The sequence below is a fragment of the Leucothrix mucor DSM 2157 genome (assembly GCF_000419525.1).
GTDB classification, from domain to species: Bacteria; Pseudomonadota; Gammaproteobacteria; order Thiotrichales; family Thiotrichaceae; genus Leucothrix; species Leucothrix mucor.
In genome coordinates this window covers 2,245,321-2,267,559 of record NZ_ATTE01000001.1, presented here as the reverse complement: position 1 = coordinate 2,267,559, position 22,239 = coordinate 2,245,321, and the positions used below count along the sequence as shown (strand labels likewise).

The 22,239-nt window shown below is 47.6% G+C and carries 14 protein-coding genes; 6 read left to right on the top strand and 8 right to left on the bottom strand.

Going from position 1 to position 22,239, the window contains the following annotated elements; genetic code table 11:
- Positions 1-23: 23 nt before the first annotated feature.
- The 3 genes from LEUMU_RS0110015 (at position 24) to truA (ending at position 5,395) form a co-directional block, all read left to right on the top strand.
- On the top strand, positions 24-1,046 hold the full coding sequence (locus LEUMU_RS0110015) for an aspartate-semialdehyde dehydrogenase (protein ID WP_022952153.1): 1,023 nt from the start codon (positions 24-26) through the stop codon (positions 1,044-1,046).
- Between the two features lie 318 nt (positions 1,047-1,364).
- Complete coding sequence (locus LEUMU_RS0110010) at positions 1,365-4,511, top strand: motility hub landmark protein FimV (protein WP_022952152.1); 3,147 nt, start codon at positions 1,365-1,367, stop codon at positions 4,509-4,511.
- A gap of 101 nt (positions 4,512-4,612) precedes the next feature.
- On the top strand, positions 4,613-5,395 hold the full coding sequence (truA, locus tag LEUMU_RS0110005; protein WP_022952151.1) for a tRNA pseudouridine(38-40) synthase TruA: 783 nt from the start codon (positions 4,613-4,615) through the stop codon (positions 5,393-5,395).
- Positions 5,396-5,398: 3 nt separating this feature from the next.
- Here the strand turns inward: truA and dapE are convergent, their stop codons facing one another.
- The 5 genes from dapE to LEUMU_RS0109980 all read right to left on the bottom strand — a co-directional run bounded on the left by dapE (position 5,399) and on the right by LEUMU_RS0109980 (position 10,430).
- Positions 5,399-6,529, bottom strand: coding sequence for a succinyl-diaminopimelate desuccinylase (dapE, locus tag LEUMU_RS0110000; RefSeq protein ID WP_022952150.1), 1,131 nt, complete (start codon positions 6,527-6,529; stop codon positions 5,399-5,401).
- 36 nt (positions 6,530-6,565) lie between these two features.
- Positions 6,566-6,913 carry an ArsC family reductase gene (locus tag LEUMU_RS0109995; protein ID WP_022952149.1) on the bottom strand — a complete coding sequence of 116 codons (348 nt, stop codon included), beginning with the start codon at positions 6,911-6,913 and terminating at the stop codon, positions 6,566-6,568.
- A gap of 12 nt (positions 6,914-6,925) precedes the next feature.
- Entirely contained in the window at positions 6,926-8,527 is a 1,602-nt protein-coding gene (locus tag LEUMU_RS0109990; protein ID WP_022952148.1) for a hypothetical protein, read from the bottom strand.
- A gap of 29 nt (positions 8,528-8,556) precedes the next feature.
- On the bottom strand, positions 8,557-9,984 hold the full coding sequence (gene der / locus LEUMU_RS0109985; protein ID WP_022952147.1) for a ribosome biogenesis GTPase Der: 1,428 nt from the start codon (positions 9,982-9,984) through the stop codon (positions 8,557-8,559).
- Positions 9,985-10,103: 119 nt separating this feature from the next.
- On the bottom strand, positions 10,104-10,430 hold the full coding sequence (locus LEUMU_RS0109980) for a hypothetical protein (RefSeq protein ID WP_169446407.1): 327 nt from the start codon (positions 10,428-10,430) through the stop codon (positions 10,104-10,106).
- 190 nt (positions 10,431-10,620) lie between these two features.
- On the opposite strand from LEUMU_RS0109980, the gene LEUMU_RS0109975 reads away from it, so the two are divergent.
- The gene (locus LEUMU_RS0109975) at positions 10,621-12,942 is read left to right on the top strand and encodes a hybrid sensor histidine kinase/response regulator (protein WP_022952145.1); all 2,322 of its coding nucleotides are present in this window, start codon (positions 10,621-10,623) and stop codon (positions 12,940-12,942) included.
- Between the two features lie 34 nt (positions 12,943-12,976).
- Here LEUMU_RS0109975 and LEUMU_RS0109970 read toward each other — a convergent pair whose 3' ends face one another.
- Both LEUMU_RS0109970 and LEUMU_RS0109965 read right to left on the bottom strand, forming a co-directional pair.
- On the bottom strand, positions 12,977-13,759 hold the full coding sequence (locus LEUMU_RS0109970; protein WP_022952144.1) for a hypothetical protein: 783 nt from the start codon (positions 13,757-13,759) through the stop codon (positions 12,977-12,979).
- Positions 13,760-14,043: 284 nt separating this feature from the next.
- Positions 14,044-14,646, bottom strand: a complete 603-nt coding sequence (locus LEUMU_RS0109965) for an RraA family protein (protein WP_022952143.1) — start codon at positions 14,644-14,646, stop codon at positions 14,044-14,046.
- Positions 14,647-14,831: 185 nt separating this feature from the next.
- On the opposite strand from LEUMU_RS0109965, the gene LEUMU_RS0109960 reads away from it, so the two are divergent.
- A complete protein-coding gene (locus LEUMU_RS0109960; RefSeq protein WP_022952142.1) occupies positions 14,832-16,802 on the top strand; it encodes an alpha-amylase family protein in 1,971 nt (656 codons plus the stop codon).
- Positions 16,803-16,944: 142 nt separating this feature from the next.
- On the opposite strand, the gene LEUMU_RS0109955 is transcribed toward LEUMU_RS0109960, so the two are convergent.
- Positions 16,945-18,267, bottom strand: coding sequence for a glycoside hydrolase family 26 protein (locus LEUMU_RS0109955; protein ID WP_022952141.1), 1,323 nt, complete (start codon positions 18,265-18,267; stop codon positions 16,945-16,947).
- A gap of 376 nt (positions 18,268-18,643) precedes the next feature.
- On the opposite strand from LEUMU_RS0109955, the gene hsdR reads away from it, so the two are divergent.
- Positions 18,644-22,030, top strand: coding sequence for a type I restriction-modification system endonuclease (hsdR, locus tag LEUMU_RS0109950; protein WP_022952140.1), 3,387 nt, complete (start codon positions 18,644-18,646; stop codon positions 22,028-22,030).
- Positions 22,031-22,239 lie beyond the last annotated feature (209 nt).

Below are 22,239 nucleotides of genomic sequence, written 5' to 3'. Positions count from 1 at the left end.
TAAAGTTAATAAAGGAATTTGAAATGCGCAACACTTACGATATCGCAATAGTCGGAGCAACAGGTACGGTCGGTGAGACGTTACTGTCCATTCTGGCAGAACGCGATTTCCCGATCGGCACACTGCACCTCTTAGATACGGATGACTTAGCGGGCACCCGACTGGAGTTTGGTGGGTCTTACATCAAAGTGGCGCGCCTTGAGGATTTCGACTTTAGTCAGGTACAAATTGCCTTTTTCGCAACTTCAGAAGAAGTCTCCGCTACTTTTGTACCGATTGCGGCCTTGGCGGGCTGTGTGGCAATTGATCATTCCGCACAGTTCCGCACTGACTACGATGTGCCGTTGGTAATTCCTGAAGTAAATGCTCACGCAATTGCCGAGTACAGCAACCGTGGCATTATCTCGACCCCATCCAGTAATACTATTGCGATGCTGGTTGCCCTGCAGGCTATTCACGAGCAAGTGAAGGTCATGCGAGTTAATGCGTCGACCTATCAGTCAGTCTCTGGTGCAGGTAAGAATGGTGTTCAGGAGTTGGCATCGCAGACAGCACAACTGTTGAATGGTCGTGAGGCTAAGCATTCTGTGTTCGCCAAACAAATCGCTTTCAACGTATTGCCACAGATTGATGAAGCTGAAGAGAATGGCTATACCCGCGAAGAAATGAGAATGCTCACCGAAACGCAGAAGATTTGGGAGGATGAAGAGGTCTTAGTTAACCCGACTGCGGTACAGGTTCCTGTGTTCTTTGGTCATGCTATGTCACTGCACATTGAAACCCGTGAGAAAATTACGGCTGAAGTGGCACAAGAATTGCTGATGTCAGCGGCCGGAGTGACACTAATGGATGACATTGCAGGCAAAGTTTATCCGACGCCAGTGACGGAAGGAGTCAATAATGACGCCGTTTTCGTTAGTCGAATCAGAGAAGATGTGTCTTATTCAAATGGTTTGAATCTATGGGTTGTTGCTGATAATGTACGAAAAGGTGCTGCTTTAAATAGTATTCAGATCGCAGAAATTTTAATCACTGATTACCTTTAGTCCTAGTAAAGCTTGAAAGCTGACAGTGAATTGTCACATTATGACAATCACTCGTCAGATATTGACAGTTAAATTGAATTATTAAGGTACTATTCATTGGTATGTTGCTATTAATTACACACGGTCGGAAAGCGTGTTGATTCCGGTGAGTTCAGAATGAACAAATGTTCTCAACTTGTATACGTAACACACTCTTGAATATAAATAAAATAACAACAAAGCACCGCTCATGATTCGAACAGCCAATACGAGAAAGACAAAGTCTTGTGATACATATGGAATGGATAGAGCGTTATTGCTTAAGAAGGGGATTAACAAGTGAATAAAAAGACCTTAAGTTTAGCTATCTGCATGGCTATTACCTACCCAGGAGTAACGCTTGCACTAGGCTTAGGTGAGATTGAGTCTGCTTCACACCTTAACCAACCTTTTAACGCTAAAATAGACTTACTCTCTACTAATGGCACTGACCCAAGTCAACTTCGTGTCAAAGTTGCTTCGCCATCAGTGTTTAGTCGAGTCGGTATTGACCGTCCGAACTATTTAAACAGTCTACGTTTTCGTTCCACGATTCAGAACGGCAAGCCAGTTATTCTGGTCAGTTCTGCTGAAGCGATTAAAGAGCCTTTCATTAACTTCCTATTGGAAGTGAGCTGGCCTAACGGTCAGTTGTTAAAAGAATACACGGTGCTATTAGACCCACCTGTATTGATGCAGCCAGGTACCTCCATTGCCAGTAACACGGCCGGTGTACGTCCTGATCCTGTCAATACTCTGCAATCACAACAGCAACGCCAGCAACAAGCGATTGCTAATCAGACTGCAGCACGTGAGCAACAGCGCCAACGCATTATTGCGCAACAGCAGCAAGCTCGTCAGCAACAGGCCGCCGCGCCGGTTAATGATGGCTTGAGACGTCCAAGTGCGCCGCTTGCTCAGGCAGCCGCCACTAAGAGCCGTACAGGTGTTGGTCGTACTTACCGCGTAAGAAGCGGTGACACACTTTATAAAGTAGCGAAGAAAGTGGGTTATAACGGCGTACGTACCGAACAGATGATGATTGCTCTGTTTGAAGCGAACCCGACTGCTTTCCGTCGTCGTAACATTAATAACTTAAAAGCTGGTGTTGATTTACGTCGTCCTTCAGTTGATGAAGCGCGACGCATTACGATTTCACAGGCTCGTCAGGAAATTAAATCTCAGACGTCTGATTGGAAGTCTCGTGCAGCACCAACCAGAGTTGCTAGTGCGCCTAAAGCGGCGGCGACTAATAATACACCGACACCTCGTAGCACGGCTCCAACCACTAGCGAAGCTAGAATGGAAGTTCTGGGCTCAACGAACAATAACTCAGCTAATAGCGGGAATCTGGCAGGTCAGGCTAAGCTTGATGACTTGAATCGCCAGTTGACGCTAGCGAGTGAGTCTTTGACGGCTAGAACTCAGGAAAACAACGAACTGCAATCCCGGGTTACCGAGCTTGAGTCGCTGTTACGTAAGAAGAATCGTCTGATTACACTGAAGAATGAGCAGTTAGCGGAACTTCAGGCAAGCTTAGGCAAGCCGCCACTCCCAATTAGCGATGATGAGCTGGAAACAGATATCATTGCCAGCGATCCGGCACTTGAGCAGGGCATGGGCATTCAGCAGCAACTCGCTGAAGCAGATGCGCCAGAAGGTACCATCGTTCGTGAATCAGAAGATCCAATGGCGATCATTACTGATACCACGCAACCTGAAATCTTCCAGCCGCCGGTTACCGATCAGTTGGATAGTCAGATTGATAGCGCTCTGAACGCACCAGCTGCCGTTGAAGAAGATGATGGCTTGTTGAGCATGCTGAGCTCTCCTTTGGTGATGGGACTGGGTGCAGGATCTCTGCTGGCATTACTGGCAGGCTTCTTGTTCATGCGTCGTCGCAATGCCAAAGAAGAATACGAAGATTACAGTCCGATCGATTTTGATGATCCGACGTTCTCTCCGGGTACTAGTACATTCGGTGATGAGCCAAATGAGCCATCAGGTGATGCAAATAGCAGCGATCCGTTTGCTGGCTTAGGCGACACCAAGAACCCTAAAGCAGACTTCAGTGCTGATCCAATGGATGAGCTGAACAACGAAGTTGCTGCACCGACTCCGACACCGGCTGCGCCAAAAGCAGCAGCTGCGGCACCAGTACAAGATCAGGATCAGAGCGAAGATGACATTCTTCAGGAAGCCGATGTTTACATCGTATATGGTTTGCACGAGCAGGCAGAAGTTGAGCTGAAGAAGGCGATTGCTAGCCAACCAGATAACCTTGAGTACCGTGCTAAGTTGCTTGAAAACTACCACGCTTCAGATAACAAAGATGCCTTTGCTACCGAAGCGGCAGAGTTCGCACAGCTTGAAGGTCCGAATAAAGATGCACTGTGGGATAAAGTGAGTGGCTGGGGTCGTAAGATGCTGCCAGGTAACTCTTTGTTCTCAACCGGTGGCGTACCAGACAGCTTAAAGTCTGATATTTCAGGCGGAATGGGTGGCGTTGCTAAAGCTGCGGGTGCTGCAGCGGTCGCAGGTGGCATTGCAGTCACTGCGGGTAAAGCGATTGCAGACTCAGGCAAAGACAAGCTGGATGATTTAGGTGACATGGCTGGTAACGGTCTTGACGATCTGAATGCCGGTCTGGGGGATTTGAAAGACAGTGCTGCCGATACCGTTGGCGATCTGACTGATGATCTTGAGATGCCAAAGGTAGAGACTCCTGAGTCACTGGATTTTGATGAGATGGATCTGGATAGCTTATTAGCGTCTGGTGACATCAAAGAAGAAACCACTGCTGACTTGGATGGCTTAGACGATTTGGATCTTGATGGTCTGGACTTGGATACTAAAGCAGAGCAAGTAACTGATGAGTTGCCAGATGCTGATCTAGACAATATGGATTTCGACTTCAGCGACTTTGAGTTAGATGACGATATCGAAGATGAGGCGCCAGTTGCAGCTTCACCTGATGCCGCCGATAAAAAAGAAGAAGAGCTGACGACTGACTTTGACATTGATAACTTCGATTTTGATGATTTCAATGACCTTGATCTGGGCGAAAGCAACACTGAGCTGCTAAGCGACTTGGATAACAATGACCTGAGCATGGCTAATCTGAATCTGGCACTGGATGGTTCTAGTGAAGGTGTTGGTAAGATTCTGCCAGAGAACAGCGTTTACAAAATGGCACCAAAAGCAGAAGTGGCAACTAACCACGACATGCTTGGTGAAATTGATGATGACCTATCTTTTCTAGACTTAGAAACCGATAGCGACGATGACCTGGTGGAAGCACAGATCAGTACTAAGCTGGACTTAGCACGTGCTTACATGGATATGGGTGATGTCGAAGGTGCTCGCAGCACGCTGGAAGAAGTGATCAATGAAGGTAATGATGATCAGCGACGCGAAGCTGAAGAGATGCTACATCAGGCGGGTTAATACCTAGCCGTAGTACGCCAATACAGAGGCCGGACAATAGTCCGGCCTTTTTGCGTTTAGCCTGTTAGAATAGCGCCTTTTAAACCCCACAGAATTTGTTTATGAAGTATGCAGCTTGCATAGAATATGACGGTAGCGCCTTTATGGGCTGGCAGTTTCTCAAGCATGGCGTCTCGGTGCAGGCCGCCGTTGAAGAAGCGATCTCGCGCGTCGCTAATCATCCTGTTAAGGTGATTTGTGCGGGCAGAACCGATACTGGCGTACACGGCATTGGTCAGATTATTCATTTTGAAAGCGAAGCGCCTCGCTCGCTGCATAGCTGGAAACTGGGGATTAATAGCAATTTGCCAGATACCGTCACCTTGCGTTGGGTGCAAGAGACTGATGATAGCTTCCATGCTCGTTTTTCAGCAGGCGCGCGCCGTTATCGCTATATCGTACTGAATCGGGATACACGTCCAGCGGTATTGTTTAATCGAGTCTCTTGGTATCGAAACCCTCTGGATCACGAGGCGATGCATGAAGCAGCACAGCACCTTATGGGGCGTCAGGATTTTACCAGCTTGCGCGCGGCAGGTTGCCAAGCCAAGCATGCAGTGCGTGAATTGCTGGATATTTCCGTAACACGTGAAGCCGATATGATTTATCTGGATGTAAAGGCGAATGCCTTTTTGTATCACATGGTGCGCAATATCGCAGGCACCTTGTTTTTGGTGGGTGAGGGTAAGCAGCCTACAAGCTGGATTCCTGAATTGATGGCACAAAAAAACCGCCGGTTTGCCGGTGCTACAGCACCTGCCGGCGGTTTGTATTTTGTGCATGTGGATTATCCAGCAGAGTTTGGACTGCCAACGGAATACCACTTACCACGGCTGGCTATCTAGAAACTAATCAACTAGCAGCTTTTTCATCATCTGGTAGTAGATTTCTTCCAGTGGCTCCAGATCGGCTACAGCCACACATTCATTGATTTGGTGAATGGTGGCATTGCAAGGTCCAAGTTCCAGCACCTGCGCGCCAGTAGGGGCGATAAAGCGACCATCTGAAGTGCCTCCAGAGGTCGATAGCTCAGTTTCTGTGCCAGTGACTTCCAAGATCGCAGCTTGTGCAGCAGTGAGTAGCTTGCCTTCAGCCGTCAGAAATGGATTTCCTGAGAGTATCCACTTCAGCTCATAGTCCAGCTCGTGTTTTTTCAGCAGGTTTTCAACACGTTCCATTAATTGATCAGCAGTGACCTCAGTTGAAAAACGGAAGTTGATAATCAGATCAAGGTGTCCCGGAATGATATTGGTCGCGCCGGTGCCTGAATTGATATTGGAGACCTGAAAAGTGGTCGGTGGGAAGAAGTCGTTTCCATTATCCCACTGCATTTCCAGTAGCTCAGCCAGCATGGGTGTCGTCAGGTGTACCGCATTGCGGCCACGCTGAGGGTAGGCTACATGGCCTTGTAAGCCATTGATGGTCAGGTAGCCATTGAGCGAACCACGACGGCCGTTTTTGACCATATCGCCCAGCTTGTTAGTGCTGGATGGCTCGCCAACTAAACACCAGTCGATTTTTTCATTACGCGCTTCGAGTGTTTCAATGACTTTAACCGTGCCGTTAACCGACGGGCCTTCTTCATCACTAGTGATCAAATACGCGAGTGAGCCGTTATGGTCTGGATAGTCTTTAATAAAGCGCTCAGTAGCCACAGTAAATGCCGCAATACTGGCTTTCATATCCGCCGCGCCACGTCCGTACAGCATGCCATCACGAATTTCAGCTTCAAACGGGTTGCTATTCCAACGCTCGATTGGGCCAACCGGCACGACATCGGTATGGCCTGCAAAGCAGAATACCGGCGCTTCAGTACCGCGACGTAACCAGAGATTATCCACTTCTTCAAAGCGCATATGCTCTGCGGTAAAGCCCAATGGTTCCAGACGTTTGCAAAGCAGTGGCTGACAGCCTGCATCCTCCGGTGTGACAGAGTTTCGGTTGATCAGGTCTTGAGTCAGTGCGAGCGTTTCATTCATATTATTGTCTATCCGGGTAGTACAGGTGTACGACGTTCAGTTAAAAATTTCTGTGTAAGTGGCTTCATTGAAGCCCACTAACACGCGATCAGGCAGTTCCAGTACTGGGCGCTTAATAAGGGTAGGTTGGTCTTCCATTACCATCATCGCCAGTACTTCATTGATATTGTCTTTAGTTTCATCCGGAAGCTGACGCCAGGTCGTGCTGCGTTTATTCAGCAGCGCTTCCCAGCCCAGTTCCTTAGCCCAAGCGGCAAGTTGGATCGGGTTGACACCTTCTTCACGATAGTCGTGAAATTCGTAAGCAACCTGATGTTGATCCAAAAACTTGCGAGCTTTCTTCACGGTATCGCAGTTTTTAATACCATAAAGCATTACAGTCATGAGCGTATTTCCTTAAAAGAAGCGGGCAATGCCGCGATATTTAGGGGCTTTAGCCGCCGGTTGATTAATATGTTCTTTAATGCCCCAGCTGCCAAAAAATTGATAGGTACGTGGTGCTGAGAATGTGACAAAAGGCTGGTTGCCCGTGATCCGTGCCCAATTTGTTAGAAACTCTACGTACATCGTTTCCATTGGGTGTGCACGGTTGGCACCAATCAGTTGCGGATTCGGGTGATCCTTAGTCGAACGAGTCCCCGAAGCTACCAAATGCTGCCCACCTTCATAAGCAATCAACTTAACCTTGTACTTATCTGCCTCAACTTTCTGTCGCTCCAGCATGTTGTAAACATTATCCAGAGAGTACGGGTTTTTTGGATCTCTTAACAAACGGAACACATCCGGTACGGTTTTAATCTCATGTAAATTGCGCTGGTGTACAAAGAAATAGGGCGCAATGGCAAAAGCATCCACTTGCTGATACGCATTCATATAGCTCAGTAAGATGGGCGTTAAACGAGGATTAGCTGACCAGCCACCCAGTACACGGGTGAAACGATTAGTACCGCCATACACTTGTTGCCAAATGAGATACATTTCCAAAGAGCGCTTAACGTAAAACTTATGACCAGCCTGTGCGCGGTCAGTATCTAAGCGCTGTGCCAATCCCATTTTCTTGGTATACGCCGCACTGGTGAATGCGCTATTCCACGCCTCGTTGGTGTACTCAATATAAGGCTTCAGGTGAGGGCGCAGGTGTTGTTTTACATACTGTGCATAATTGCGAATCAGATTGTCGTCGGCTTCCTGAGGGATATTAAACCAAGGCGTTGCATTCAGCTTATTCGCCAGCTTCACCTGAACTTCAAGTGGTGCTCCGCGTCGGCCTTCGGCACCGGCCCAGGTCGCTTGCGACATGCGTGGCAGCTTGTCCCATTGGCTTACGTGATTGCGCGTAATTCCGCTGATATTCATCATTCGAATAATCTTAAACGGGCGCATAAAGTTCAGATAATCAGGGTTGAACAGAATATGTTCGTGGTATTGCTCAAAGGACTGGAAATTGCCGGGGCATTGCTTCGGGCTATTCACTCGCTTAAACGGATTGTTTGCGCAGATACCGCCGGGCATTAGAAAGCGAATATTGCGGATATAGTTTTGTGGGTCACTGCGCACAATTTTCATCGTGACTTTAAACCACTGATCCTTTCCTGAACGGATCTGCACAATATCTTTGCCGGGTGCACTATGCACGGCACGCGCATCATCACCATAGGTAATTTGGCCTTCGCCATCATATAGTACGGTGTAGTTACCCTCAGGCAGAGCGCCTGCTGGCAGCCAATGAATGACATTCGCGCCAGCCTCCCCACCTTTGAGGTTGGTTGGCCAGCCGTTTTCATCGTATTCAATATAGCCTTTGGTGAGCTTTTTAGACTCATCAAAGGGCAGGGACATCTTAAATAAGTCCACGAAGGGTACGCTGGAATCCATCTGTGTAACTTCATTGGTATTAATACCAATGGGCATTTTAGCCACAGCCGGTAAGCTGAGAAATACTATCAGGAGCCCCAATAGATAATGACTAAGTGACCCGCGAGCAGTAAGAGTTCGCATGCTTATACCTCCGTGTATCGGTTATTTTATTAATCCTTTTTGGGTTTTTTCGTCTTCTTATAATCTGGCGTTTTCTTGTCCAAACGGTACTGCTGGCTTGGAGACAGCGACGCACGTTTTTTAACTTTATCGCCGAATGGGTTCTCATTTCCACGGAACTCAACCCGAACCTGTGTTCCTTTCAGCTTCAGCGTAATGCGGAAATAATTCATCAGGTAGCGTTTATAGCTTGGTGGGATTTTATTCACCTGATTACCGTGGATCACCACGATAAAGGGATTATTCCCACCTTGGTGCGCATAACGCAGCTTGATACGGAAACCATTTACCAGCGGTGGCTGATGCTCCGTCAACGCGGTCTCTAGCATCCGTGTCAGACGAGGAGTCGCCACCTTAATCATGGAGGAGGCATGGGCGTCCAATACTGATTTGTACAGATGACCAACACCGGTACCATGCAATGCTGAGATAAAGTGCTTTTCCGCAAAATCAATAAATGGCAGCTTAAGTTCCAGCTTGTTCTGAATCTGCTCGCGTTCGTAGGCATCCAGTCCATCCCATTTGTTAATGGCCACAACCAGTGCGCGACCAGAGTCCAGAATCAGACCTAACAAATGCGCATCCTGATCAGTAATGGTATCTTGAGCGTCGATTACCATAATAACGACGTGAGCCGCTTCAATGGCTTGCAGTGTTTTAACGACACTGAACTTCTCAACCGCTTCATTCACCTTACCGCGACGACGAATACCCGCTGTATCAATCAGGGTATAGCGTTGTTCATCACGTTCAAACGGAATGAAAATACTGTCGCGAGTCGTACCCGGCTGGTCAAAGGCGATAACGCGCTCTTCACCCAAAATACGATTGATTAGTGTTGATTTACCCACGTTAGGGCGACCAATGAAGGCGATGCGGATGCTATCGTCATTCTCATCAGGCACCTCTTCATCATCCGTTTCTGGAAAGTCAGCCAGAATCTGATCAATCATCTGCGTAACACCACGGCCTTGACTGGCCGCAATTGCAAACATACCTTCAAAGCCCATGCTGAAAAACTCTGCACGCGCCTGATCAGGATCAACGGAATCTGTCTTGTTGATCGCGAGATAAACCGCTTTACCTGCGCGACGCAAGCGATTTGCCACCAACTCATCGGCTGGGGTCAAGCCTTGGCGGCCATCTACCAAAAACAGCACGATATTGGCTTCATCAACCGCCATCCACGTTTGTTTCGCCATGTACTCGTCGATGCCGACATCGTCGCCACTTAAGCCGCCGGTGTCGATCACCAGATATTCGCGCTCGCTAATGCCTACAAAACCAGCGCCATACTTACGGTCGCGGGTTAAACCTGGAAAGTCTGCAACCAGTGCATCCCGTGATTTGGTGATGCGATTAAAAAGAGTAGATTTGCCAACATTTGGCCGGCCAACGAGTGCGATTACGGGTCTCATAGAGGTACTTGCGATAATTCTGAATTAAAGGCGGATAATAGCAAATATAGGAAAACTATGCGGTTTATTTATTTTGTCAAATTTATCGTAAGATTTTAGCAAAAACTTTGGTGGGGGGATCATTCGCCGATGCTTTGTCTGAATTGTTGCAGGCTTTCACGGTACTGGTTTCTAAAGTTGCTCTGAAAATCTGAACTGCTGATTTCTGCAAGCTCAATGGCTTCGATCGTGCGCAAGGGCGGTAAAAGACCATTTAGATCGACGAGTACGACTACTGATTTGAGCTTGTGCGCCAGCTTTGAGGCTTCGGGCCAACACTCATCCTGAAGTAACCTATCCAGCTTCTCGTAATCGAAACTGAGCTCTCCGTAGGCTTTGCGCATAAACATAGCCATGCGGTCGGGTCTGATCTTACCAGCTAAATTACTTGATTGATTTTTCATCATTTTAGTCATTTTAATGGGGGAATCTCTATTATGCCGGATAATTGCTCAAGGTAAAATGTATAAATACTGTTTGTTTCGATTAATTTATAATCATGTGAGTGGCTTTAGTACAGTTCAGATTTACTCTATTTAGGGCCTCGGCTACACTTAAAATAATGAGAATCTATAATTTAGGGGCACTGTGGATTTAATGTGGCTGTGGCTGAGAGTGCTACTCCTGTGCTGTTTGGCCGATCACGCATTCGCGAAAAATGATCCGGTTACCTTAGGCATGCAGTCGCAAACGGTAATGGCTACCTCATCCGTTGCTTTTCTGGAAGATACCACCGGTGAACTCACTCCCGAACAAGTATTTTCGGCTAGCACTGCTGAACGTTTTCAGCGCAATCAAAGCAATAGACTAAATTTTGGCCGTAGCCGCTCCATCTGGTGGCTGCGATTTAATCTGGTCAATCAATCTGAATTAGATTGGTATTTGTTGATCGATGCCAATTTATCCGACCAGTTTGATTTATACATTTTCCCTGAAGGCAATTCCATCCCGAGTGATCTGAACGCTGTCACTCAAACTTATGCTGCCCCTGTCGAAGATTACCGGCGTCGGGCGTGGCGCTTATCCTTACCGGAGAATACGCCGCTGCAAGTCTATATGCGGGTGAGTAATGGCGATGCGGTGGTGGATGTACCGATTAAGTTTCTCACTGAGCAGGAATTTCTAGACAACTCTATTGCCAGTTACTGGTTGCTTAGTGCGCTGTACAGTTCATTGCTAATGCTGGCGGCATTTCAGCTGCTGATGTATTTAAGCCTGAGGGAAAGCAGTTACCTGATTCTGGCGTTTCATATCATTATGATGGTGATCAGTATTCATCGGGTAAATCCGGTGTTTCATTGGCCAGAGTTAGTCGGTGGCACTGCAGGCTACTTCTATACCGCGCCTACTTTTTTAGGTATTGCCAGCGCCTTTTGGTTTGCGCATAACATGCTGGATATCCCCAAATACTCGCGAACCTGGAGCCGATTATTTCAGTTTTTAACAGTGCTGAGTGTTGGTTTAATTGCCGTGGTGGGCTTAATCCCCGGTGGTACCGTCGTTCAAATGTATCTGGGAACCGTGCTCTTCTTTGCGGTCTCATGCTGTAGTTTTTACATCATGCTCAAGGGCAGCCGAATTGCCCTGTATTACTTTTTAATTCATGTGGCATCGATTTCGGCGCAGAGTACTAATTGGTGGTTAATTCTGTTTCGCCCTGAGCAATGGCATACCACGGTTGAGCTGAGTCTGTTCTTTTCGGAGCTGATCCTGATCTTGCCAATGACTTGGTTGCAGGCAGAGCGTGTGCGCATCATGCGTACCGAGGTGCTTAAGACAGAGGCAAAGCATCAGGCTAAAGATGAGTTCCTAGCCAATATGAGCCATGAGCTACGAACGCCGCTGCATGCCATTATCGGGCTGGGCGGTTTATTGCGACTGGGTAAGCTTGATAACAAACAATCAGCTTATATCGACCAACTTAATAGCGCGGCGCAACACCAACTGCAATTAGTTGGCAGCGTGTTAGATTTTGCCAAAGTAAATAGCCGTTCTTTCGATCTCGATCAACAAGCCTTTCGATTAGATATCGCGGTGAATTCGGTTGTCGGGCTGATGAAGCAGTCGGCCATTCAGAAAGGTTTGGAGTTGGAACTGGTCTTTAGCGGCGCTAAACCTGAGATTACAGTCTTGGGTGATCGGGTTCGTTTATCTCAAGTACTGATTAATCTGTTGAGTAATGCTATTAAATACACGCGCTTTGGAGTGGTGACGCTGAGTGTTGACATCAAATCTCTGATTGACGGGAGCTATAGCTGCCACTTTGATGTGATCGATACGGGTCCGGGTATTACAAAGGTCGAGTTAGACAGCCTGTTTGAGCCATTCTCGCAATTAAATCATGAAGGGAGTTTTCCTCAAAGTGGCGTCGGTTTAGGGCTGGCGATTAGTAAGGGCATAGTGGAAGCCATGGGCGGTAATTTGACAGTTAGCAGTCAATTAGGTGAGGGCAGTCAGTTCTCATTTTCCCTGCATTTACAGCGTAGTGTGATCAATAGCGAGGAGATCGACGAGTCAGCCGTGACCTCACTATCCTTACCCAAAGGCTTGCGGGTACTGCTGGTGGATGATTCGGAGATTAACTGCTTTGTCGGCGGTGAAATGCTCAATAATATGGGGATTGATGCGGTTGAGTTTGCGCCCGGTGGTGAGGAGGCGATCCTTCAGCTTCAACAGCACGACTTTGATCTGATGCTATTGGATATTAGTATGCCCGAGGTCGACGGTTACCAAGTGGCTCGCTGGTTACGTGAGCATGGGAAAAACCCTGATCTGCCGATTATTGCACTGACGGCACACTTGAAAGAACGAGTGATTAAAGAGAGTCGGGAGGCAGGAATGAATGAGGTGCTATCTAAGCCGTTTGAGTACGAAGAACTGTATGCCCTGATTCAGAAGTTGTTAAAGCAAACTGGATGATAGCGTCCTTGCTAATCATCAAGCGTTGAGAAACTTAAAAGCGGTGGTTGAGCTCCAGATTCATACCTTCACGGTCACCAAATTCCACATTCGCACGGAAAAAAGTGTTTTTTGCCACTGGCACGAAATAGCCTGCGCTGTAGCTTAGTTTATGCGAGTTTTCAGCTTCTACCGTGACCTTAACCGGACCACCCAATTGCGGAACATCGTAGGTACCCGTGAGGCCACCTTCCGCTTCTTGATAGATAACACCTAAACTAAATGCACCCAGCTTGGTTTTCTTCCCAATGCTCGGTATCCAGGTGTTGGCCTTGCCATCTTCTGAGCTGGATTCCAGTTTAGTGATCGAATGGATATAGCTCAGGGTGGCAAAGTAGTCCTTATGGCGCGCGATTGCAGTGCCGCCAAGGTGGTAAATCGTGCCACCGACATCCAGCGTCATATCGGGTAATGGGCCTGTCTGGAGTGGGATATTTGATAGCTTAACCAGCGCATCACCACGTGTTCTGACGACAGAACCAAACACGTTTAGGCTAGGCAGGATTTGGTAGTCCAACTTTAGCGTCGTGGCTTTAACATCGCTTTTAACCACCACCTGATCTTTAGCCGCGGCCAATGGAGCCAGTGCCGGATTATCAAATGACAGTGAGTTCAGTTTGTAGTCTTGCTTTTGCGAATAGACGGATAGGGCAATGCCGGTTTTCTTAAATTCAAAGCGGTTTTGATCGTTAGCCAAGGCGGCCTGTGAAATAAGTAGGCCAGGTATCAGACTGGACAAAATAAGGGCGCTGGTGAGCGTGTGATGGCGGGATTTCATCGGTAGATTCCTTCAGTATTTTTATGGTTCTCCCGACTCCTATTTAGTTTAGTGGATTGATATAGGAGTCGACACCACAACGCGCCTGCTTAATATACCCCTCGCTGGGTTAGCAGGTTCATTCTTGTGGTACGGTTTTTATATGAAACTAGCGGCTGAATGATCACCTGCGCGACACAGGATGCAAAAGCCGCTATTTCAGCGGGGAGCCATTCTTACACACTACAGGACTTATGTAACTACCTTGCTGTCTTAATGGTCACTATATGGTGTATGAAAATGACCTAACTTAAGATCCCCTTGATTGTCTTTTCATGGTTTTCTCTCCAGTCAGCTAGCGACTGCGCTTCGGCTTTTTGCTGCTTGGATAATGCTGTTTTTAAGGTTTCCTCAATCTCCGCTTTAGGGATGACGACAATGCCTTCTTCATCCGCGACGATCCAATCGCCGGTATTTACCGTGACGCCACCACAAGTGATCTCAACTTGCGAGGCGCCATCATTTGATTTGCCGCCGGGCTTAGGGAAGACACCGCGCGCAAATACCGGAAAGTTTAAAGACTTTAATTCACCCACATCTCGAATCACGCCATCAATCACAAAACCTGCGATGCCATTTTGCTGAGCCACGGCACAAACATTCCCACCGGCTACTGCGTAATCATTCGCATCGGTTTCAGCCACGATAATAGAGCCCGCTGGTGCACGGTAAATGGCATCGTGCAGATAGGTGTTGCTGCGGTTGGTACATTTAACGGTAAACGCTGGCCCCATAATCTGAGGTGCCTGGGGTAGTAACGACTTAATGCCGATATCCATGGCCTGCCCAGCCGACTGAGCATCTGAAATATCGGTCGCCAGCAGTGATTTGTATTGATCAAAGTTCATCCGTTTTTCCTGTCATTAGAAGTAAACAATCGTGCTACCCGCCACACTTTATTTCGATTGCGGGCACCTTTTTAGTGGATTGGCCTAATTTATCAGAATATTTTCTCAAATACTTGCTGTGTTAAGCTAGACCCGCGTAGAATCTATATCCAAAACGTTTGCAGTAAATAAAATATTATAAAATTATGTATGAATCCCACACTCAAGCGCTGCTTCAGCGCATCCTGAATTCAGTTAATTCTGAGTCTGATGATCACACTTCACAAGTCTTTCATTCACGGCTGGGGGCTAACTTCTACTCAATGCATACATTGTTTCAGCAGTTGTATGGGAATCGAGCGGACGCTGAAGCAAAACTGACGGAGTTAATTGCGGCGCTGGCCAATAGCTATCAACAGCGGCCTGCTGAGTTGCGTGAGAAAGATGCGCAGCGCGAGCAAAACCCTGATTGGTTTCTGAGCCAAAACTGGGTGGGTATGGCGCTGTATTGCGACCGCTTTGCTGGCGGGCTGGCAGGCGTCAATCAGCGCATTGATTATCTGGATGAGCTGGGTGTGAATATGGTGCATATTATGCCCATGATGCAAGCCCCGACTGGCGCGAATGACGGTGGTTATGCCATTAGTGACTTTAGGCAAGTGGACTCACGCTTTGGTACGCTAAGCGACATCACCACGCTGAGCGACACGCTACGCAGCAAAGAAATGCTGCTAACACTGGATGTGGTGATTAATCACACCTCAGATGAGCACCAGTGGGCACAAAAGGCGCGCGAAGGTGATCCCAAATACCGCGACTACTATTACCTCTATCCTGACCGGCAGCTGCCTGATCAGTTTGAACAAACACTGCCAGAGATCTTTCCGGAAACAGCACCGGGAAGCTTTACCTGGGATGATGAGCTGCAGCAATGGGTGATGACGGTTTTCAATAACTATCAATGGGATTTGAACTACCGTAACCCCGATGTGTTTAGAGAGATGATTGAAATCATCCTGTTCTGGGCCAATCAAGGGGCGGATATTCTGCGCTTGGATGCACCGGCTTTCATCTGGAAGCAATTGGGTACTGACTGCCAGAACTTGCCAGAAGCCCATTTGATTTTGCAATTATTTAAAGATTGCGCGCAAATTGTTTGCCCTGGCGTGTTGTTTATTGCGGAAGCCATCGTCGCACCTAAAGAAATCATTAAATATTTTGGTCCAGATCCGGTCGCAGGGCGCGAGTGTGAAATTGCCTACAATGCTACCTTTATGGCATTGCTTTGGGATGCGGTTGCGACACGCAATACGAAGGTGTTAAATCAGGCGTTGCACAGTTTGCCAGCTAAGCCTGAGCGCACCACGTGGTTAAACTATGTGCGTTGCCATGATGACATTGGTTTGGGCTTTGAGGATGCAGATATCACTGCAGCAGGTCTTACTCCGTACGATCATCGCCGTTACTTGATGCAATATTTAACCGGACAGCACGAGCACAGCAGCTCACGTGGCTTGGCCTTTGCTACCAATGAAAAGACCGGTGATGCTCGAATTTCAGGCTCGCTAGCATCACTGGCAGGGCTTGAAGCAGCCGTGCTTTATCAGGACAGCCGCGCGACCGAGCTGGCCTTACAGCGCATTCTCACCTTGCATGCACTGACCATGGCTTATGGCGGAATCACCTTGCTGTACTACAGCGACGAGCTCGCAACGCTCAATGATTACAGCTATGAAAACGAGCCTGAAAAAGCGCCGGATAATCGTTGGGTACATCGCCCGAAAATTGATTGGCAGCGCGCGGAACAACGTCATATTGACGGCACTAAGGAGCAACGAATCTTTTCAGGGCTTCAAGAGTTGATTGCTTTGCGCAAGCGCACCGAAGTGTTTGCTGACTTTAATAATCGTGAGTTACTCGGGAATGATAACCAACACCTGTTCAGCTTTGCCCGCTATGACCCCGCAGGCAAACTGGCACCGGTTGTGGTAGTTGCCAATTTCGATGAGCAGGATCATTTTCTGAATTTGGATGATCTGCGCGCGCAAGGCTACTTACACGGCACGGCAATTTATGATGTTAAAAGCGGTGAGCAATTAGTGCTGCCGGAACCGCATTTGTTATCGATTCCGGCCTGTGGTTTTTACTACCTTTCCAACCAGACCAGCACCTCGTAATGTGCGGTATGTGGAAATATATCGAAGAAGGCAGTGATTAAAACATTTTGATAGACACAAAAAAGGCCCGCAAACTTTGAACATTAAATCGTTCAAAACTTGCGGGCGAGTGTTGCGTTTACTGATTTTAAGCGTTAAATATTTACTCGCCTAAAACACGGCCTAAACGCCATTTGCTGAGTTCAGCCTTTGGCATATTGCGTAAACCTTCTGCTTCTCTGGCTAACAAGCGCTCACCCACTACAGTCGGCATTTTGCTCACTGCCATCGCTTTCGCAATACCTGTGACAGGTGCTGTTTCAGTGTCGGCCTCAGTGCTTGCAATACGTAAGCTGTCGGTCTTCTTTTTATTGCCTGACTTTCCTTTGGTTTTAGTAGTAGGTGCTTCAACAACCACTTCTTCCTCAACAGGCTCAACGACCGGCTCTTCAACTGGCTCAACTGCAGGCTGAGATTTGATCTGTAACTTGCCACTAAAGTAATCAGTGCTAACTGAGTCGTTGTACTCGTTCAAGCCAGTATTGCCAGACAAGTTCAGTGCCCAGTCCAATTCCTTATTGGTATTAAACCAAACAATGGACTTGATGGCCGGGTAGTTGTTTTGAACGCTCTGCATCATGTCAGTGATCCAAGCCGCTTTACTTTGTACCGAATCGCTATCATCACCATCCTGACCCCAAGTTGGATCTGGAACATCATGCGGCTCGGCAGAACTAACCTCAGCCAACATCATTGGCTTACCGGGGAATGCAGTCACCATTTTTACGTACTGCTGGCTAAAGGTTTCGTCAAAAGACTTCCAGCGACTAAATGAGTAGTTGCTGCCCCAGTTATAACCGTCGATGGATAACCAATCGACCACATCGTCACCTGGGTAATAAGCGGTTACATCGTTAACGCTATCAACATCGACATTATTGGCGCACCAAACCCAGCCAACTACGTCGTTAAGACCGGCATCGGCAAAGCGCTGATGCACATGACGCCAAGCTGTTTTTAAAGCGTCCGGCTGGTTGCCCCAAGGGTACCAATTGCCGTTAAACTCATGGCCAAAACGCAGTAAGATGGATGGTTCAGTGCCTGCTGGATACGTGTTACGCCAGTTTGTTAAGCCTTCGATCCAGCTGTCAATGTAAGCATCCCATTGACCAGACGCGATCTCTACTATCACATTAGAATCTGGTGCGGCGTTGTTGTAAGGCATCCAAGTGATGAGTGGCACAGAGTCGCGTGACACAATGTTTGAAGCTTGTACGGAAAGGCTGTCCCAGTTTGAACTGAAACTTGAAAAGATATTGATATTGGTTGCGTTTCTAGCCGTGTCCGCATTGAACTGATCGATGGTTGTTAAACTCCATCCATCATAATCAACATATGCACCAACTGATGTATCAGCAGAGGCATGGCCTGAAAATAGCAGGCAGGACGATAAAGCAATAGAAAGCAGGGTTTTCTTGTTATTCATTGGATTGTCTCCGGTGGAGCGGTACAGCAAGCAGAGGCTTATTTTTATAATTAGCGGCGTAACAACTGAGTGACACTCAAGGGGTTTATGTAAAAACAATAGAATGAAGTGAACAGGCATACACTATTTGGGGGAATAGCCAGCGGGAGCAAATCAACAGTCAGTGTAACTTTTTTAGCTGAACCTTCGTTGAATATCAGTATAAATTAATATGCTAATTTTGTTTGTTCGTCTTTTTGACAGACATACCTTGTAAAAGATGTGACTGAGCAGAGTTAAAACTCGGTGTAATGAATAATAACTGGACATAACTTTGTGCTTTGTGCCAAAAATAGCCTCTATCTATCCGGCTTGGCAGAAAAGGCAATAATTACCGATGAGCAGCAACTTTGATTTTCTGAAACATCACGATGAATTGCTGGTGCGACTAGCCGAAACCGCCGAGCATTGTTTTGTCCCTGACCCGAATACCACGCTCATCAAAATGCGACAGCTCGGTGAGGCTTTGGCTAAGGCGATTGCTGCGCGTGTTGGTATTGCGTTTGGGTCGGAAGTGACTCAGTACGAGTTGTTACGCGATCTGGATTACACGCTCAGGCTCGATAGGAATATCAAAGATGCTTTCCACAGTTTGCGCAAGCTAGGGAATGATGCCAGCCATGACATTATCTCCAGTACACACCGCAAAGCGCTGGAGTCGCTACAAGTCGGATTCTCACTCAGCGCGTGGTACCACCAAACTTTCGGTGGCGATAGCGCCAAAAACTTCAAGCCTGGTGCTTATAAAAAACCAAAAGACCCTTCCGATGATGTTCGCCAATTAGAAGAAACCATCACTGAGTTACAGCGTCAGCAAAAAACAGCCTCCGAACGTTTGGCAACCGCTGAACAGCTAAAGAAGATAGAAGCAAGCAAAGCAGAAGCCGAACGCAAACGTGCTCAAACCATGGCTGAAGAAAGCAAGATATGGGAAGCACTGGCACTAGAGACCGAAGCGAAGCTCGAAGCTTTCCGCGCAGAAATGGATGCAGCTAATACGGCTAAGCGTGAACAGTTTGAACAGAAAAACCAGCAAGCGAAAGCCGAAGAGATAGCCCGTGTTGAGAAATTTCCATTTCAGCTGAGCGAAGCTGAGACTCGCGTCATTATCGATCTACAGCTCAATGAAGCAGGCTGGGAAGCCGATACCAAAAACTTGCGCTACGCCAATGGCTCTCACCCGCTAGCCAACCAAAATCGTGCTATTGCTGAGTGGCCAACTGACTCAGGGCCAACCGACTACGTGTTATTTATGGGGCTAACACCGGTTGCGGTGGTAGAAGCTAAAAAGCACGCCAAAAATGTGTACAGTGCACTTGATCAATCCAAGCGCTATGCCAAAGGCTTAAAAGAAAATGGCCTATTTACCATTGAGACCAGCTATGGCGAATTTAAAGTGCCGTTGGTATTTGCCACCAATGGTCGCCCATACCTAAAACAGTTGGAGCAGGAAAGTGGCATCTGGTTTTTAGATGTCCGTAACACCACTAACCGCCGCAAAGCCCTGCAAGGCTGGTACACCCCACACGAAATCAAAACGTATTTACGCCAAACGCCACAGCAAGCAGAAGACGAGCTGGAATCGATGGATTTCAACTATGATTTGAAGCTGCGCGACTACCAAGTCACTGCCATTCGAGCCGTCGAGCAATCGATTCGCGATGGTAAGGACAGTGCTTTAGTCGCTATGGCCACCGGCACCGGAAAAACCAAAACCTGTATCGCACTCATTTACCGACTGCTTAAAGCTGAACGCTTCCGACGCGTTTTGTTTTTGGTGGATCGGGCCGCGCTGGGCAAGCAAGCCACTGTTGACTTTCAGGAAGTACGGTTGGAAAACCTTCAAACCTTCGCCGACACTTTTGAGTTAAAAGAACTTGGCGATAAGCAGCCTGATGACAACACCAAGGTCCATGTGGCGACCGTACAAGGCTTAGTTCAGCGCATCCTTTACCCCAACGATAACGATAGCAAGCCTGGCGTTGGTCAATACGACTGCATTGTGGTGGATGAATGTCACCGTGGTTACTTGTTGGATAAAGATCTTAGCGAGACTGAAATCTTGTTTCGTAACCAAAAAGACTACCAATCCAAATACCGTGCAGTGATCGATTACTTTGATGCATTTAAGGTCGGGCTGACTGCTACGCCTGCACTGCACACCACCGATATTTTTGGCAAGCCGGTGTTTACTTACAGCTACCCAGAAGCAGTGCTGGATGGATGGTTAAACGATCATTTGCCACCGATTCGCATACATACCAAGCTTTCTGAGCAGGGGATTCGCTACGAGGTGAATGATGAGGTTCAGGTGTTAAAAAGAGATACCAGCACACTCGAAACCTTTAATACACCGGATGAGCTAGAGTTTGACGTTGCTGACTTTAACCGCAAAGTGCGTTCGATTTCATTTACCAAAACTGTGTGTAAATGGCTGATCGAGAGTGGCTCGATTGATCCGTATTTACCGGCGAAAACGCTAATTTTTTGCGTGACTGATCAACATGCAGATCAGGTGGTTGAAGCGCTGAAGTCAGCCTGTGAGGCCTTTCATGGTGAAGTTGAAGATGATGCCATCCAGAAAATAACCGGTACATCTGACAAGCCGCTGGATAAAATAATCGCCTACAAAAACGACCGGCTCCCCAATGTCGCGGTCACTGTTGATTTGCTGACAACCGGAATCGACGTGCGTCCAATTAGTAATCTGGTGTTTTTGCGCCGCGTAAACAGCCGGATTCTATTTGAGCAAATGCTTGGGCGTGCCACGCGCTTATGTCCTGAAATCGGCAAAGGGCCATTCCGTATTTATGACGCAGTCAATATTTACGAGCAGTTGGAAAACGTCAATACCATGAAGCCTGTTGTGACAAGGGTGGATGTTGGCTTTACCGATCTTAGCAATGAAATGATTCGAAGTGATGAACCACAGTTACAACAGCTGGCCAAGGATCAGTTCATCGCTAAGTTACAGGTAAAGAAAAACTACCTCAGCGACAACCAAGCCAGCCAATTTGAAACGGTGGCTGGCGAAACTGCAGAGGAGTTCGCTAAAACTCTAAAGAACATGCCTCTGGAGGCAGTAGCGGAATGGTTTAAAGAACACCCTGGCTTGGGTGAAATACTAGATGCCAAAGCACAGGGAGGCAGTAAACGTCCAGATTTAGTGATATCTCATCATGAGGATGAATTTACACAAACCACCACAGGCTATGGCGACGGACAGAAGCCAGAGGATTATCTGCAAGCCTTCACGCAATTTATCAATGCCAACAGCAACCGCATGGCTGCTTTGCAAGTAGTGGTGCAGCGTCCATGGGAGTTGAGCCGCCAAAGCCTCAAGGAGCTAGCCGTTGAGTTAGATCGCAACCAATTTCGGGAGCAGGATTTACAGATTGCTTGGAACGAAGTCAAAAGTGAAGACATCGCCGCGCGGATTATTGGCTTTATTCGCCAGGCAGCACTTGGCGAAGCGCTGATTCCATGGGAGCAACGCGTCGATCAGGCTTTAGTCAAAATGCTAGCTCTAAAAAACTGGAGCACCCCACAACGGCAATGGCTGGAGCGTGTTGCCAAGCAAATGAAAGCGATGATTGTTGTGGATGAAGCCGCGCTAAACCAAGGTGTATTCAAGCAAAATGGCGGCATTAGCCGCGCGAATAAGCTATTTGATAACGCGGCAAATGACTTGCTTCAAACCTTTAATCAGGCGCTTTGGCAGTGATGATACGAACTATACATTTCTCACTATCTTCGCTGGGCATGGCTTCTCCTGATCAGCTCCCCCCAAGACTCTAACCACTCCGTCATTTTATCGTTGCTAATGGTTTCCTGTATCTCTTGATACTCTTGCCAGCGAGTGACGGTTAGCTCGTTCTCATGTTGTTTACATACTTCATCTAAGTGTATACCTGAGATGGCTAGCCTCTGTAA

What these genes read in the sequence shown, in the direction of transcription:
- LEUMU_RS0110015 (WP_022952153.1), top strand. Translation starts at nt 24, where the DNA reads ATGCGCAACACTTACGATATCGCAATAGTCGGAGCAACAGGTACGGTC.
- truA (WP_022952151.1), top strand. Translation starts at nt 4,613, where the DNA reads ATGAAGTATGCAGCTTGCATAGAATATGACGGTAGCGCCTTTATGGGC.
- dapE (WP_022952150.1), bottom strand. Translation starts at nt 6,529, where the DNA reads ATGAATGAAACGCTCGCACTGACTCAAGACCTGATCAACCGAAACTCT.
- LEUMU_RS0109995 (WP_022952149.1), bottom strand. Translation starts at nt 6,913, where the DNA reads ATGACTGTAATGCTTTATGGTATTAAAAACTGCGATACCGTGAAGAAA.
- LEUMU_RS0109990 (WP_022952148.1), bottom strand. Translation starts at nt 8,527, where the DNA reads ATGCGAACTCTTACTGCTCGCGGGTCACTTAGTCATTATCTATTGGGG.
- der (WP_022952147.1), bottom strand. Translation starts at nt 9,984, where the DNA reads ATGAGACCCGTAATCGCACTCGTTGGCCGGCCAAATGTTGGCAAATCT.
- LEUMU_RS0109980 (WP_169446407.1), bottom strand. Translation starts at nt 10,430, where the DNA reads ATGATGAAAAATCAATCAAGTAATTTAGCTGGTAAGATCAGACCCGAC.
- LEUMU_RS0109975 (WP_022952145.1), top strand. Translation starts at nt 10,621, where the DNA reads ATGTGGCTGTGGCTGAGAGTGCTACTCCTGTGCTGTTTGGCCGATCAC.
- LEUMU_RS0109970 (WP_022952144.1), bottom strand. Translation starts at nt 13,759, where the DNA reads ATGAAATCCCGCCATCACACGCTCACCAGCGCCCTTATTTTGTCCAGT.
- LEUMU_RS0109965 (WP_022952143.1), bottom strand. Translation starts at nt 14,646, where the DNA reads ATGAACTTTGATCAATACAAATCACTGCTGGCGACCGATATTTCAGAT.
- LEUMU_RS0109960 (WP_022952142.1), top strand. Translation starts at nt 14,832, where the DNA reads ATGTATGAATCCCACACTCAAGCGCTGCTTCAGCGCATCCTGAATTCA.
- LEUMU_RS0109955 (WP_022952141.1), bottom strand. Translation starts at nt 18,267, where the DNA reads ATGAATAACAAGAAAACCCTGCTTTCTATTGCTTTATCGTCCTGCCTG.
- hsdR (WP_022952140.1), top strand. Translation starts at nt 18,644, where the DNA reads ATGAGCAGCAACTTTGATTTTCTGAAACATCACGATGAATTGCTGGTG.